Annotated in this window: 13 protein-coding genes and 1 other RNA gene; 7 read left to right on the top strand and 7 right to left on the bottom strand. The window is 69.3% G+C overall.

All coding sequences use genetic code 11. The features are described from left to right. Positions 1-47 precede the first annotated feature (47 nt). Positions 48-716, bottom strand: a complete 669-nt coding sequence (locus D9T14_RS00265; RefSeq protein WP_232012475.1) for an O-methyltransferase — start codon at positions 714-716, stop codon at positions 48-50. Positions 717-785: 69 nt separating this feature from the next. On the opposite strand from D9T14_RS00265, the gene dapA reads away from it, so the two are divergent. After that, positions 786-1,667, top strand: coding sequence for a 4-hydroxy-tetrahydrodipicolinate synthase (dapA, locus tag D9T14_RS00260; RefSeq protein ID WP_119161934.1), 882 nt, complete (start codon positions 786-788; stop codon positions 1,665-1,667). Between the two features lie 90 nt (positions 1,668-1,757). After that, positions 1,758-2,324 carry a sec-independent translocase gene (locus D9T14_RS13815; protein ID WP_232012477.1) on the top strand — a complete coding sequence of 189 codons (567 nt, stop codon included), beginning with the start codon at positions 1,758-1,760 and terminating at the stop codon, positions 2,322-2,324. Between the two features lie 42 nt (positions 2,325-2,366). On the opposite strand, the gene D9T14_RS00250 is transcribed toward D9T14_RS13815, so the two are convergent. The 3 genes from D9T14_RS00250 to D9T14_RS00240 all read right to left on the bottom strand — a co-directional run bounded on the left by D9T14_RS00250 (position 2,367) and on the right by D9T14_RS00240 (position 5,486). Then, on the bottom strand, positions 2,367-3,524 hold the full coding sequence (locus tag D9T14_RS00250) for an Mrp/NBP35 family ATP-binding protein (protein WP_119161870.1): 1,158 nt from the start codon (positions 3,522-3,524) through the stop codon (positions 2,367-2,369). Between the two features lie 127 nt (positions 3,525-3,651). Continuing rightward, positions 3,652-4,197: a DUF1003 domain-containing protein gene (locus D9T14_RS00245; RefSeq protein ID WP_119161869.1), complete on the bottom strand. Its 546-nt coding sequence runs from the start codon at positions 4,195-4,197 to the stop codon at positions 3,652-3,654. Further along, positions 4,197-5,486: a magnesium transporter MgtE N-terminal domain-containing protein gene (locus D9T14_RS00240; protein WP_331852343.1), complete on the bottom strand. Its 1,290-nt coding sequence runs from the start codon at positions 5,484-5,486 to the stop codon at positions 4,197-4,199. The genes D9T14_RS00245 and D9T14_RS00240 overlap by 1 nt, the downstream gene beginning before the upstream one ends. Positions 5,487-5,659: 173 nt before the next feature. Here D9T14_RS00240 and D9T14_RS00235 point away from each other — a divergent pair, with 173 nt between their 5' ends. From D9T14_RS00235 to D9T14_RS00225, 3 genes are all read left to right on the top strand, one after another. Continuing rightward, a complete protein-coding gene (locus D9T14_RS00235) occupies positions 5,660-6,523 on the top strand; it encodes an HpcH/HpaI aldolase/citrate lyase family protein (RefSeq protein ID WP_119161868.1) in 864 nt (287 codons plus the stop codon). A 296-nt stretch (positions 6,524-6,819) separates the two neighbouring features. Next, positions 6,820-7,611 carry a YflT domain-containing protein gene (locus tag D9T14_RS00230; protein ID WP_119161867.1) on the top strand — a complete coding sequence of 264 codons (792 nt, stop codon included), beginning with the start codon at positions 6,820-6,822 and terminating at the stop codon, positions 7,609-7,611. Positions 7,612-8,347: 736 nt separating this feature from the next. After that, a complete protein-coding gene (locus D9T14_RS00225; protein ID WP_119161932.1) occupies positions 8,348-8,908 on the top strand; it encodes an NTP pyrophosphohydrolase in 561 nt (186 codons plus the stop codon). A gap of 29 nt (positions 8,909-8,937) precedes the next feature. On the opposite strand, the gene D9T14_RS00220 is transcribed toward D9T14_RS00225, so the two are convergent. The 3 genes from D9T14_RS00220 to D9T14_RS00210 all read right to left on the bottom strand — a co-directional run bounded on the left by D9T14_RS00220 (position 8,938) and on the right by D9T14_RS00210 (position 12,285). Then, positions 8,938-10,380: an aminopeptidase P family protein gene (locus D9T14_RS00220; protein WP_119161866.1), complete on the bottom strand. Its 1,443-nt coding sequence runs from the start codon at positions 10,378-10,380 to the stop codon at positions 8,938-8,940. A 29-nt stretch (positions 10,381-10,409) separates the two neighbouring features. After that, on the bottom strand, positions 10,410-11,141 hold the full coding sequence (locus tag D9T14_RS00215; RefSeq protein ID WP_119161865.1) for a 4'-phosphopantetheinyl transferase family protein: 732 nt from the start codon (positions 11,139-11,141) through the stop codon (positions 10,410-10,412). Between the two features lie 400 nt (positions 11,142-11,541). Further along, positions 11,542-12,285 carry a formylglycine-generating enzyme family protein gene (locus tag D9T14_RS00210; RefSeq protein WP_232012478.1) on the bottom strand — a complete coding sequence of 248 codons (744 nt, stop codon included), beginning with the start codon at positions 12,283-12,285 and terminating at the stop codon, positions 11,542-11,544. Between the two features lie 117 nt (positions 12,286-12,402). Here D9T14_RS00210 and D9T14_RS00205 point away from each other — a divergent pair, with 117 nt between their 5' ends. Then, on the top strand, positions 12,403-13,146 hold the full coding sequence (locus tag D9T14_RS00205) for a zinc ribbon domain-containing protein (RefSeq protein WP_119161864.1): 744 nt from the start codon (positions 12,403-12,405) through the stop codon (positions 13,144-13,146). Between the two features lie 81 nt (positions 13,147-13,227). Continuing rightward, positions 13,228-13,618, top strand: an RNA gene (rnpB, locus tag D9T14_RS00200) — RNase P RNA component class A. Positions 13,619-13,626: the final 8 nt, after the last annotated feature.

The raw sequence follows: 13,626 nt of genomic DNA, 5'->3' as shown, positions 1-13,626 counted from the left end.
GCGTGAGGACTCCACCCCGTGCCCCGGTCATGGGGGCGCGACCGGTCTCAGCGGGCCTTGACCCCGACGAACAGGCCCTCGCCCACGGGGAGCATCGCGCTGGTGAGGGTCTCGTTCTCGATGGCCGCGGCGAGCGTCTCGCGGATGATGAGGGCCTCGTCCTCGTCGTTGGACGGGTCGGCGACCTTGTTCTGCCAGAGCACCTCGTTGAGGACGACCAGGCCGCCGGGGCGCAGCAGGCGCAGGGCCTGGTCGAGGTACTCGGCGTACTCGAGCTTGTCTCCGTTGACGAAGACGATGTCGTAGGCGCCGTCGCGCAGGTTGTTCAGCACGTCCAGCGGGCTGCCGGGGATGAGGCGGAAACGGCGCGTGGGGATTCTCTCGGCGGTGAAGGCGCGGCGGGCCTCCACCTGCCACTGCGTCTGCACGTCGATCGAGGTGAGGACACCGTGCTCGTTCATGCCGGCGAAGAAGGCCAGCCCCGACGCGCCGGTGCTCGTGCCGATCTCGACGACGGCCTGCGCGTCGATCGCCCTGGCCAGCATCGTCAGTGTGGCGCACGTGCCGCTGCTGAGCGCCGGTGCGCCATCGAGGACGGCCTGCTCGCGGGCGGTGCGGACCGACTCGACGGCCGGGATGACATCATCGGCGTAGGACAGGGAACGGGAGTCCAGCCCGTCATGGCCGGGGTTATTGCTGATCCGAGAGGTTGACACGTGCACAGCCTAGCCGCCCGGGTCTCTACCATGGGTTGAGGCATATCGCACTGACGAAAGGCGACGATGATGAGCGAACCTGTTTTCGGGCGACTGTTGACAGCGATGGTCACACCCTTCGACGGCGAGAGGAAGCTCGACCTTGACAAGGCCAAGGTGCTTGCGGCTCATCTGGTCGACGACATGAACAACGACGGCCTGGTCATCTCCGGTACGACGGGTGAGGCCCCCACCACGAGCCCGCAGGAGAAGTTCGACCTGCTCTCCGCGGTCAAGGCCGAGGTCGGTGACCGCGCCAAGCTGGTCGCGGGCGTCGGGACGAACGACACGGCGGCGAGCGTCGAGCTGGCCCGGCAGGCCGAGCAGGCCGGCGCCGACGGCCTGCTGGTCGTCACGCCCTACTACTCCCTGCCCCCGCAGGAGATGATCATCGACCACTTCGTGGCCATCGCCGACGCCACGAGCCTGCCGGTCATCCTCTACGACATCCCGCACCGGACCGGGCGTCCCATCGAGACCGAGTCGTTGATCACGCTGGCGCGGCACCCGAGGATCCGTGCCGTCAAGGACGCGAAGAAGAACTTCGACGCCTCCTCGCGGGTGATGGCCGAGACCGATCTGGCCTACTACGCCGGCGACGACGCCATCACCCTGCCCCTCATGTCGGTCGGCGGTGTCGGCGTGATCGGCACGAGCACCCACTTCACGGGGCGGCGCACCCATGAGTTGATCGATGCCTTCTGCCGCGCCGACACGGCGGAGGCACTGCGGCTGCACCGCATGCTGCTGCCCATCTTCACCGGCGTCTTCGCCACCCAGGGCTGCATGATGGTCAAGGCCGGGCTCGCCCACCAGGGCCTCGACGTCGGGGCCTGCCGCCCGCCGCTGCAGAGCGCCCCGGCCGAACTCGCCGAGGTCTTCGCTGGGCTGCTCGACGCGGCCGATCTGTGAGCCGTGCGCCCGGCGGGGCGGTGACCGCTCCCGGTCCGCTCGCCCCGCCGGGTGTTTCGCCGGGACCGCTAACCTTGGGTCGTGGTCCCCATGAGTTTTTTCGGCATCAACGCCAGCGAGTTCCTCATCCTCGTTGTCCTCGCCGTGATCTTCTTCGGGCCCGAGCGCATCCCCGAGTTCAGCCGCAAGGCTGCGCGCGTGGTGTTCTACGTGCGGAACATCGCCAACGGCGCCACCCAGCAGCTCAAGGACGAGCTCGGTCCCGAGTACCAGGACCTCACTCTTGACGACCTGAACCCGAAGAACTTCGTCCAGAAGCACCTGCTCGACGACATCCAGGCCGACCTCGACGGCATCAAGAGCGATCTCGACGACGTCCGGCGCGAGGTGAACTCGGCGACGAACGCCGCCACCAGCGCGACGAGCACCATGAACCAGGCCGTGCGCGACGCCGGCCCCAGGAAGCCGGCCGCCGGCCAGCCCCGGGCCTCCCACGCCGCGCAGGCCGGCGCCCCGGAGGACGCACCGGCCCAGCAGCCGGCCGCCGCCGCGGTGGCGGCTGCTGCCACCGGCCAGGCCACGGCGACGGCGCTGGACGCCGCCGTGAGCGCCATGAAGGCACGTTACGGCCTCTGCTTCGATCTCGACGCGACCTGAACCGCTGACCGGTTCCCCGCGCCGCCCGGCCCAGGGTGCGCGTCAGCTCACCGAGAGGTTCAGGGGCTTGCCCTTGAGTCCCTTGCGGTGGGAGGTGACGATGGCGGCCAGCGTCTGGATGGCCTGCGTCGTCGGGCTGTTCTCGTCGGTGAGGACGATCGGGCTGCCCGTCTCGCCGCCCGCACTGACCCGGGGGTCGACCGGGATCTGCACCAGCAGGTTGATCTTGCGGTTGCAGCGCTCCGACAGGGCGTCGGCGGTGGCCTGGCCGCCGCCGGTCCCGAAGAGCTCGACCTTGTGGTGCTCGTGGCAGTGCGGGCACTCCACGTCGTAGTAGCTCATGTTCTCGACGACCCCGAGGACGTGCTGGTGCAGCATCTCGGCCATCGTGCCGGCCCGCTCGGAGACCTCCGAGACGTTCGACTGGGGGGTCGTCACGACGAGCACGTCGGAGTTCGGGATCTTCTGGCCGACCGCCAGCGCGACGTCGCCGGTGCCCGGCGGCAGGTCGATGAGCAGATAGTCCAGGTCGCCCCAGAAGACGTCGGACAGCAGCTGGGTGATGGCCCGGTCGAGGATGGGGCCGCGCCAGGCGATGACCTGGTCGCGGGACTGCTTGAGCATGCCCATCGAGATCACGGTGATGCCCGAGACCGGGACGGGCAGGATCATCTCGTCCAGGACGGTGGGCCGGGCCTCACCGATACCGAGCAGATCGGGGATCGAGTGGCCGTAGATGTCGGCGTCGAGCAGACCCACCTTCAGGCCACGCTGGGCCAGGGCCAGGGCCAGGTTGACGGTGACGGAGCTCTTCCCGACGCCCCCCTTGCCGGAGGCGACCGCCACGACCCGGGTGAGGTTGCCCGGCTGGGAGAAGGGGATGACGTTCTCGGCCCTGCCGCCCTGCAGCGACTCGCGCATCGCGGCGCGCTGCTCGTCGTTCATGACGCCCATCTCGACCTCGACGCCCGTGACGCCGCGGATCGCGGACAGGACGTTCGTGACGTCCTGCTTGATGGTCGCGTGCATCGGGCAGCCCGGAACGGTCAGCAGGATCTTCACGGTGACGACACCGTCGTCACCGACGCTGACGTCCTCGACCATGCCGAGATCGTCGATCGGGCGGCGAATCTCGGGATCCTGCACGTTGTGGAGAGCCGCCCGGATCTGGGACAGCAAGGGGCTTGACGCTTCGCTCATAGGCATGTGTCTACGTCACCTTCATGGTGTGTTTCAAATGTGCTGGGAGAACTCTGCTCCCGGCCCCGGCCAGGGCCGGTGGCATCCGCCGTCGGCCCGGGGCGGCGGGGCGAGAACGGGACGGGTCCTACTGGTCGGGTTCGGAGGCAGGGCCGTCCGTGACATCCTCGGGGCTGTTGCCGTGCTCCAGCTCGAACAGCAGCTCACGCAACTGGTCGCGCAGCTCGGAGCGGACGAAGTCCCGGGTCGCCATGTCGCCGACGCTGGAACGCAACGAGGCGATCTCGCGCGCCAGGTAGTCCATGTCCGCCCGCGACTGGGCGTTGACACGCCGGTCGCCCTCGAGGGAGGCCTTGTCGCGGGCCTCCTGCCGGTTCTGGGCCAGCAGGATCAGCGGGGCCGAGTACGAGGCCTGGGTGCTGAACGCCAGGTTGAGCAGGATGAAGGGGTAGGGGTCCCAGTGACGCCACCGGCCGATCAGGTTGAGGGTGACCCAGCCGATGACGAAGATGGTCATCCACAGCAGGAAACGGGGGCTGCCCATGAACCGGGCGATCCACTCGGCGAACTGGCCGAAGCTCTCCTCGTTGAACCGCAGGCGGCGTCTGCGATGAAATCCCGAACGATCCCCGGGCGTGTTGAGACGGTCCTCGGGGCGCTGGCTGTCGGCCATCAACTCACCTCCCGGCCACTGGCCTGCTCATCCGGTTCGATCCCGTCCATCTGGTCGCCGCGCCAGTCGTCCGGCAGCATGTGGTCGAGCACGTCGTCGACGGTGACTGCGCCGATGAGCTGGTGCTCGGCGTTGATGACGGGTGCGATGACCAGGTTGTAGGTGGCGAAGTAGCGTGAGACCTTGTTCAGATCGGCATCCGGGGTCAGCGGCTGCAACGTGGCGTCGATCACCGTCGAGGCCATGAGGCTCGGCGGTTCACGCAGCAGGCGCTGGACGTGGGCGGCACCCAGGTAGCGGCCCGAGGGGGTGTCGGTCGGTGGGCGGGTGATGAAGACCATCGATGCGGCCGCGGGGGTCACCTCGGGGTTGCGCAGCAGAGCCAGGGCCTGGGCGATCGTCGCATCGGGCGCGACGATGACCGGTTCGGGTGTCATCATGCCGCCGGCCGTGAGTTCCTCGTACTGCATGAGGTTGCGCACGTCCGCGGCCTCCTCCGGCTCCATGCGGGCCAGCAGGTCCTCGGCGAACTCCTCGGGCAGGTCGTTGATGAGGTCGGTGGCGTCGTCCGGGTCCATCTCCTCCAGGACGTCCGCGGCGCGTTCGACCTCCAGGGCGCTCAGCAGGGCGACCTGCTCGTCCTCCGGCAGTTCCTGGAAGGCGTCGGCCAGCTGCTCGTCGGCCAGCGCGCGGGCCACGTCGGTGCGCTGCGCGGGCGTCATGTCGTGCAGCTCGCGGGCCACGTCGGCCGGGCGCATGTCGGCCAGCTGGGCGACCTTGCGGTCGGTGGCCTTGTCATCGGCGGCCAGGGAGGGCGCGATCTCGGCCCATGCCACCTGGAAGAGCGTGCCCTTGCGGGAGGCGAAGCCGAACCGCTTCGTCGTGGTCTCCCGCAGGGCCGCCTGAGTGATCTCCCACTGGCGGTTGCGCGTCTCGCGCATGGCGACGTCGAAGATCAGCGCCTTCTTGCCGTCCGTGGTGACGACCGCGCGGTCGAAGAGATCGTCGAAGACCAGGGTCTCGCCCTCCCGCTGCTGGAAACGGCGGGCGTCGATCACCCCGGACAGCGATAGGCGCTCGGCGTCGATCGACTGGACGCGGGCCATCGGGACGAAGATGCGGCGCGCGGCGAGCAGCTCGATGACCAGGCCCTTGACGCGCGGGAGGCGCCCGGGGGCGCGGAACTGGGTGACGAAGTCGCGGACCTTGCCCACCTGATCACCCGAGGCGTCCAGTACCGGCAGGCCCTGCAGACGCGACAGGAAGACTGAGGAGACGACAGGACTCACGCATGAAGATTACCCGCCCCAGGGGTCCGGGGTGCCGTTACGCACCGGTGAGGGCAGCCGGGATCCCCGCGCCGGCTGCCGGCGCGCACGGCCATGGGATCCTCTGTCCGCGGGCGGTCTCCTTGGCGCAGAGCACTGGCTGGTGCCGCCGTGGCGGGCGTTAGCGTTGTGCCATGAGCTATCGACCTCGCCGTTCCGTGCTGTACATGCCCGCCTCCAATGCCCGCGCCCTGGCCAAGGCCAGGACGATCGACTGCGACGCGGTCATCCTGGACCTCGAGGACGCCGTCGCGCCCGACGCCAAGCCGGGGGCACGGGCGGCGGCCTGCGAGGCGGTGCGGAGCGGTCAGTACGGGCACCGCGAGCTGGTCGTGCGCGTGAACGCGCCGGGTACCAGCTGGCACGAGGAGGACCTGGCCGCCGTCTGCGCCGCCGGCCCGGACGCCATCGCCGTGCCCAAGGTCGACTCCGCGGGGCAGGTGCGCTCCCTGGTCGCCGCCATGGAGGCCCTCGGCGCACCCGAGGGCACCGCTCTGTGGGCGATGATCGAGACGCCGCGGGCCGTGCTGGACGCCGATGAGATCCTCGGCGCCTCCGACCGCCTCGAGGTGGCCGTGCTCGGCACGAACGACTTGGTCAACGAGTTGCGTGCCGCCTGGGTCCCGGGGCGGGCGCCGCTGGCCCATGCGCTGCAGGCGGTCGTCTGCGCAGCCCGCGCCAACGGCAAGATCGTGCTCGACGGCGTCTACAACGACGTGCGCGACGAGCAGGGCTTCGAGGCCGAGTGCCGGCAGGGCCTCGAACTCGGGTTCGACGGCAAGACGCTCATCCACCCCGGCCAGGTCGCCATCGCCAACGACGTCTGGGCGCCGGACGAGGCCGCCGTCGCCGAGGCCCGCGAGCTCATCGCAGTCTTCGACGAGGCTCTCGCGGCCGGTTCCGGCGTCGTCACCTTCGGCGGCCGCATGGTCGAGAACCTGCACGTGGCGGCCGCGCGCCGGATCCTCGACGCGCACGAGGCGATCCGGGGGCGCTGAACCGGTCCCCGCATCGGGCCGGGGATGACCGATTCCGAGGAGCCCTTGGAGAGCGTTGCAGGCCCGGTCTCCGCACAACGCCGGGGCTGGCTCACGGTGCCGCAACCTGACGTGGAACTCGCCGCCGGTTTCCGCACAGCGCTGGGGGCTACCCTGCCGGGTTGCGGGACGGGGGAGCCCACATGTGGTTCACAGACGGCGCAATGCCGCGCCCAGGCATGCCGACTAGACTTGAGCCAGATGGACTTAGGTTTCGCTCCTGGGTGGGGCGGGCCATGGCGATACGAGGAGAACTCATGACCTTGACGGGCGGCACGGCTTCAGTCCCCGGTCGCGGCGGCGCGCGCCTCCAGCTGCGTTCCCCCGCGTCCATCGCGATCTACGACTCCTACGAGGACGCCCAGCACGCGGTCGACTACCTGGCCGACCGCAACTTCCCGGTGCAGTTCCTCTCGATCGTCGGCACCGATCTGAAGAGCATCGAACGCATCACCGGCGGCCTCAACTGGGGCAGGGTGCTCATCAGTGCCGCGATGAACGGTCTCGTCTGGGGGGCCATGGCAGCCCTGCTGTTCTACTTCTTCATCCCCGAGGTGAGTCCCGCAGTGATCTTCCTGGGGGCCATTGTCGTCTTCGTCCTCGCCAACGTCATCACCTCGGCGATCAGCTATGCGATGACGGGCGGGCGGCGTGACTTCACCTCCGCCTCCCAGATCGTCGCCACCCGCTACGAGGTGCTCGGCGAGAGCGAGGTGGCCGGGCAGGCCCGCCAGCTCCTCACCGGCGGCCAGCCCGTGCGCACGGTGCCGCATGATCCCGCCCAGCCCGCAGGGGTCCCCGCCGCTCCCACCGATCCCGTCGGCGGCCAGCAGCCGCCCGCGTACGGCCCGCCAGCGTACGGCCAGCCACAGCCCTACGGTCAGGGCGCCGCTCAGGGTGATCTGTCCGACCTGCCGGCCCCCGGGTACCCGGCGGCCACGACCGGGCCCTCCGGCGCCCCGGGCCAGACGCCTCCCCAGGCCGCCGGTCAGGGCGGAGGGACCGGCGACGGAGAGGCCTTCGACCCCACCGATCGCGGCCAGGGCTGACATACCGTCCGGCGCGGATCTGGCGGTAGACAAAGGCCTGTTCGGGCTCTGCGAAGAACGTGGCGATGATGGACACCAGGTCCTTCCCCGGTCGGGCCGTCAACGCCCCGGAGCGGCCCCGCCGGGCGCAGCAACCGGGCTCGGACACGTTCCCCATTGGTCTGGGTAGGGCATGCCGGAACTGACAGGATGTGGCTGTTCTTGACCCGAACAGGCCCAGAACGGCCACATCCTGTGAGAAAAAGCATGCCTGCGCGTCACCCATACCGGCCCTGCCGACCAGCAACGGCGCGGTGTTCACCTTCGGTACCCCGGACACCTACCCCACCATCTTGAACACGTGGCCGTGGGACTCCTGAACCGGTCCGTCACACACGTCAGCCCGTACTCCTTGCTCACATCCCCGGGTGCGGCTGGCGTTGTTGTGCCGACATCGCAGTCAACCGCCGCCAACACGCCCACGTCAGCCCCGCGACAGGTGATCCGCCCGCAGCAACAAGCCTCCCGTCTGCTCAGACCCGCTGCGGCACCCGAGGCGGCGTGTGGGGGTCGAGTCGGGTCTGGCAGTGCACACTATGGAGGGTGACAGGAAGCGTTCGACTGTCTGGTCTTGCCGGGGCGGCCCCGTCAGGGGGCACGCTGCCGGGTGGAGACGCCATCGAGATCACCGAGGTTGAAGTGCTTTCCGCGCCCGACCGGTACTGATCACATGCACCAACGGCAGAAAGAGGCAATCGTGAGACGCTTCGTCACGTGGGTTGTAGACGCCCAGTCGGGTCATCGGGAGCAGTTCAAGGTTCGTCAGAGCCCGGAGATGATCGCCGATGACATTGCACATGATCTGACGTGCCCGACCGTCCTCACTGGGGGGCCGCGTTTTGCCTCGGGTGTCTGGCAGTTGTCCGGGGGGAGAGATGTCCGTGCCGGAGGCGCCTATTTTGCTCTGGGTGTTCAGCCTCTTCCCGAGGGGGTGAGGGTTCCCGATGAGTTGCCTGATGATGATCCTGAACAGATGCGGTACATGCAGGCGGCCGGGTCGAATCGGGCGATGACGATCGAGGCCCGTGTCCCCGACGCGGATGGGAGCTACATGCACTATGTGGTGGCGCGTGAGCCTGTCGTGGATCCGGACTGGTGGGTGCCCCTGTCGTGGGACAACGGGTCGTCCGAGTTGTACACGATCCGGCTGCACCCGGAGGAGGTGTTCACCGGCGAGCAGGCGGTACCGGTGTTCCGTGACTACATCATCAACGGTCAGCTCCCCGGCCCCGAGCTACTGCGCCCCATCGACGTCTGACCCGCTCCCGCAGCCCCTCCCGGTCTTTCTCACGCGCGGGGGACCGATCCCATCCACGACTCGATGTCGGCGCTGTCCCGTGGCAGCTGCTCGCTGAGGATCGAGCAGCCGTCGCCGGTGATGACGATGTCGTCCTCGATGCGCACGCCGATGCCACGCAGCGGCTCGGGGACGAGCAGATCGGTGGACTTGAAGTAGATCCCCGGCTCGACGGTGATGACCATGCCCTCGGCCAGGACACCCTGCCGGTACTGCTCGGCGCGGGCGTGCGCGCAGTCGTGCACGTCGAGCCCCAGATGGTGACTCGTGCCGTGCACCATCCAGCGCCGCCACTGCCCGCCATCGACCGACAGCGCCTCGTCCACCGAGACCGGCAGGATGCCCCAGTCGTGGAAGGCCTGCGCGAGCACCTGCACCGCCGCACGGTGCACGTCGAGGAAGCCTGCGCCGGGACGCGCCGCGTCCATGCCGGCCTGCTGGGCGGCGCGAACCGTGTCATGGACCAGGCGTTGGGTGTCGGTGAAGGAACCGGTGACCGGCATCGTGCGGGTGATGTCGGCAGTGTAGAGCGAGTCGAGTTCGATGCCCGCGTCCATGAGGACGAGGTCACCGGGACGCACCGGGCCGTCATTGCGCACCCAGTGCAGGGTGTTGGCGTGATCGCCGGCGGCGACGATCGAGTCGTAGCCGACGGCGTTGCCCTCGGCGCGCGCGTGCATGCCGAAGACCCCCTCCAGCAGCCGCTCCCCGCGGCGGTGGGCGACGGCCCGGTCAAGGTGGGCGACGACATCGGTGAAGGCCTCGGCGCTGACCCGGCAGGCCTCGCGCAGCTGGCCGAGCTCCCAGTCGTCCTTGACTAGGCGCAGCTCGTCGGCGGCGGTGTGCAGTTCACCGTCGTCGGCGGCACGCAGGCCACGTGCCCGGTCGACCAGCCCGGTGACGGCCGGGTCCGCCTCGCGGATGACACGCAGGGGCGTGTCATTGCGCTCGATGAGCGCGGGCAGCTCGCCGATGTCGGTCGTCCGCATGCCGCACATGGCCGACATCTCCTCCGGCGACTCGCGGGTGCCGACCCACATCTCGCCGTAGCGGGTGTCGGAGTAGAACTCCGGGTCGGTGCGCGGCACGCGCGGATGGAAGTACAGGACCCCCTCGGCGTCGGGTTCGATGACGAGCACGGCGTCGGGCTCCCGGTCCGAACCCAGGCCGCTGAGGTGCGCGAAGGCAGAGTGCGGGCGGTAGGGGAAGTCGCAATCGTTGTTGCGCCGCCGGTAGCCGCCGGCCGGGACGACCAGGCGCTCGCCGGGGAACAGGGCGGCCAGGGCCGCGCGGTGGGCCGTGGCGCTGGGGACCGCCGCCAGCCGGGGCGGGGGCTCGGTGGGATAGGGCGCCCAGTCAGCGGTGATGAAGTCCTTGAACGCGTCCGAGTAGTACGGCCCGCTCCGGGGCTGCTGTGGTTCCTGCTCGCTCATGGGCGCCTCCCATCCGGCTCGTGTCGATACTAGGCCGGGCGGACGGTTCCGGGGTCTCGGCCGCCGAAGACGGTCCATCCCTGCGGCCAGTCGACGGGCTCGTCGTCGAGCACTGCCATTGCCGCGGTCGCGTCGGGAAACGGCCGCCAGTGCGCCAGCTGCACGCCCGGTCGGCGCAGGGTGTCGTTCTCGGACAGGCGTGGGTCGGACAGGAAACCGGTGCCCCGGGCCTTCAGCAGCGCCTCCTTCGCGGTCCACAGGCGCACTGCGTCCGCATCGAGGGGGTGCCTGGCCAGCCATGCTCGTTCGTCGGGGGTGAACACCGAGGTCAGCTCGCGGATGGTCCCTCCGCTGTCCAGGCCCTGCGTGTCGACGCCTGCCGGGACCCGGGAGAACGCGACGACCACGGCGGTGTCGTGACTGATCGAGACCTGCCAGCCGGGCAGGTCGGGCGCGGGACGGCCGGTGCCGTGGTTCGTCCCGCTGGCGCGAAGCCGGACCACGGTGCCCGGCGGGATCAGGCCGAGGCCGGAGGCGATGAGCCCGGCGCGGTGGAGCAGTGCCCTGGCGGTGGCGTAGCGGGAGCGGTCCTGCTCACGGCGCAGCCGCCCCAGACGCAGCCGGTCGGCTGCGGTGAGCAGGCCCGCTGGGACATCACGCCGCCAGTCGGCCAGTGGCCGCGACCAGGTGAGAACGGCTCGTGGGCCGGGCAGGGTGAGTGCGCTGAACGAGTCGTCCGGCCACTTCTCGGCCTCACACATGAACTGCCCCTCACCTCGCGGACGCCCGACCAGTCTATTCAGACCCCCGGCCCGGGTGAGGACGTGGGTTGAGTGCTGGGCGCCGGGACCATGCCGACAGTTCGGGAACGGTTCCAGGACTCTGCGCACACTGGTACGAGGGCATCGGGGCTGCTGCACGACGTTTGACGCGTGGGCTGGGCGCGCGTGCACCAGCGACGGGAGCTGGCGGGCCACAAGCTCTTCCACGCAATACCGCCTCACGTCCGAAGAGCCACGACATCACGAGCAAGCCTGGCAAGTGCTTGGGCGGCATCCGCAGAACTTTCGGCGTTGCGCCTCGGGCACCTGCTTCCACGAGCTCGGCCCGGGCCGGAATCCGCGTGACGTCGATCACTCGCACCATGCCGGGAATCGTGAGTCAGGTCGGTTTCACAGCAGGCGAGCCGGTGGCGCCTCGGGCGACGCGGAATCCCAGATCATCGAACGAGGCGATCGGGCTGGTCCTGCGTCGCACGCCCGCCCGGCAACTCCACTCCGGGTCACTCCAGCCCCCACCGCGAATGATGCGGTACGACCCGTAGACCGTCGGGTCATACAGATCCCAGCACCACTCCCACACGCCGCCAAGCATGTCGAACAGACCCCACGCGTTCGGCTCCTTCGACCGCACCCGGTGAACACTCCCACCGGAGTTGTCCGCATACCAGGCGATATCGTCCAACTGCCCGTACCGTGCGCCCCTGCTACCTGCCCGGCACGCGACCTGCCATTCGGCATCCGTGGGTAGTCGATAGCCGTCGGCGTTGTGGTCCCAGACCACCATCCAGTCGTCGACCGCGGGTTCGCTGTGCGGTCGCCATTGCGTTACCGCGGGGACTTCACGCCGGGAGACCTCGTAGGCCGGCGTCAGCCCTTCTCTCACCGAGAACGCATTGCAGAACATGATCGCGTCCCGCCAGCTCACATCCGTCTTCGGAAGGCTGGCCGACCTGGGATCGCCGGACACGCCGTGCACCTCGTCCCACAGACCGCAGGTCACCACCGCATCCGACAGCCTGAACGGTTCGACCCGAACAGTCCACGTGCCCCCGGAGCGGCGATCCACCATGGGCTCCAGCACAGTAGCGCCTAGCGGGGGAACTGCGACCATGTTCACGCTCATGGTGGCCATTCTGGGTCATCTGGCTGCCAGGGCGCCCATGAACCGTCACGAAGCCAGGCCCCGGCTCGCCAGCGCCTCATCCGGCCAAGGCTCACCCATACCGTCTAGGCTTGGCCCATGCTCGCTGATCCAGCCGCCCAGCGTCGCCTGCTCGACGTTGCCGCCCTCGACATGAAGCTCATGCGTCTTCGTCATCAGGCTGCGAACCTCCCCGAGAACGAGGAACTCAAGGCGTTGCAGGCCGACCGGGCCGCGCTGACCGGGCGGATCACCGAGGCAGCGACCCGCCGCAGTGACGCCCAGGCCGAACTGGACCGTATCGACCGTGATCTCGAGGCCGCCAAGGCGCGTCAGGACCGCAACCAGAGGCGCGCGGACTCCGGTGAGGTTGCCGACCAGCGTGCGCTGCAGTCCCTGCTGGCCGAGATCGAGCATCTCGGTGGTCGGATCAGCAAGCTCGAGGACACCGAGCTCGAGGCCATGCAGGCAGTCGAGGACGCCACGGCGGCGCATGCCGACCTGACCGCCCAGCGCACCGATATCGAGAACAGGATGCGTGCGCTGCTGGCCAGCCGCGAGAAGAAGAAGACCGAGATCACCGAGCAGGGCAGGCAGCTCATGGACGAACTCGCCCTCACCCGCAAGCCCCTGCCCGCCGACCTGCTGGCGCTGTACGACAAGATCGCCCAGCGCACCGGATCCAGCGGTGCCGCCGAGCTGCGCGCCAAACGCTGCGGCGGCTGCGGCCTCGAGATCGATGCCGCTGAACTGCACGCCATCGCCGGAGCCCAGCCGAACACGGTCGTGCGGTGCGAGGAGTGTGGCCGCATCCTCGTCCGCACCGAGGAGTCGGGCCTGTGAGCCGACACTGACCTGCCGGGGCCATCTGCCCTCTCCTGCACCACCGGGATGGGTGATCCGCGCGCTACCCTTTTCTGTGGACGAGTCGGCCGGACGGTCGCGGCGCCTCGGCGCTGAGGAAAGTCCGGGCTCCACAGGGCAGGGTGGTGGACAACATCCACCCGGGGCGACCCGCGGGACAGTGCCACAGAGAACAGACCGCCCGAGTGATCGGGTAAGGGTGAAACGGCGGTGCAAGAGACCACCGCGTCGCAGGTGACTGCGACGGCACGGCAAACCCCACCCGGAGCAAGACCAAGAAGGATGCCCCGGCATCCGCGCAGGTGATCGAGGGCTGCCCGCCCGAGCCTGCGGGTAGGTCGCGCGCCCGTCGCGGAAGCGGCGGGGGAAGGACGCCGGCGACGGCGTTCGCAGATGGATGACCGTCGGCTGTTCGCAGTCACAGAACCCGGCTTACAGGCCGGCTCGTCCTCTCCTATC

It is taken from the genome of Propionibacterium australiense, from assembly GCF_003666605.1.
GTDB classification, from domain to species: Bacteria; Actinomycetota; Actinomycetes; order Propionibacteriales; family Propionibacteriaceae; genus Propionibacterium; species Propionibacterium australiense.
This window is presented reverse-complemented; position numbering and strand designations above follow the sequence as displayed.

Bases quoted from the DNA above. Each gene is read 5' to 3' on its own strand.
- D9T14_RS00205 (WP_119161864.1), top strand. From the start codon at position 12,403: ATGCTCGCTGATCCAGCCGCCCAGCGTCGCCTGCTCGACGTTGCCGCC.
- D9T14_RS00245 (WP_119161869.1), bottom strand. From the start codon at position 4,197: ATGGCCGACAGCCAGCGCCCCGAGGACCGTCTCAACACGCCCGGGGAT.
- dapA (WP_119161934.1), top strand. From the start codon at position 786: ATGAGCGAACCTGTTTTCGGGCGACTGTTGACAGCGATGGTCACACCC.
- D9T14_RS00220 (WP_119161866.1), bottom strand. From the start codon at position 10,380: ATGAGCGAGCAGGAACCACAGCAGCCCCGGAGCGGGCCGTACTACTCG.
- D9T14_RS00250 (WP_119161870.1), bottom strand. From the start codon at position 3,524: ATGAGCGAAGCGTCAAGCCCCTTGCTGTCCCAGATCCGGGCGGCTCTC.
- D9T14_RS00230 (WP_119161867.1), top strand. From the start codon at position 6,820: ATGACCTTGACGGGCGGCACGGCTTCAGTCCCCGGTCGCGGCGGCGCG.
- D9T14_RS00215 (WP_119161865.1), bottom strand. From the start codon at position 11,141: ATGTGTGAGGCCGAGAAGTGGCCGGACGACTCGTTCAGCGCACTCACC.
- D9T14_RS00210 (WP_232012478.1), bottom strand. From the start codon at position 12,285: ATGAGCGTGAACATGGTCGCAGTTCCCCCGCTAGGCGCTACTGTGCTG.
- D9T14_RS13815 (WP_232012477.1), top strand. From the start codon at position 1,758: ATGAGTTTTTTCGGCATCAACGCCAGCGAGTTCCTCATCCTCGTTGTC.
- D9T14_RS00235 (WP_119161868.1), top strand. From the start codon at position 5,660: ATGAGCTATCGACCTCGCCGTTCCGTGCTGTACATGCCCGCCTCCAAT.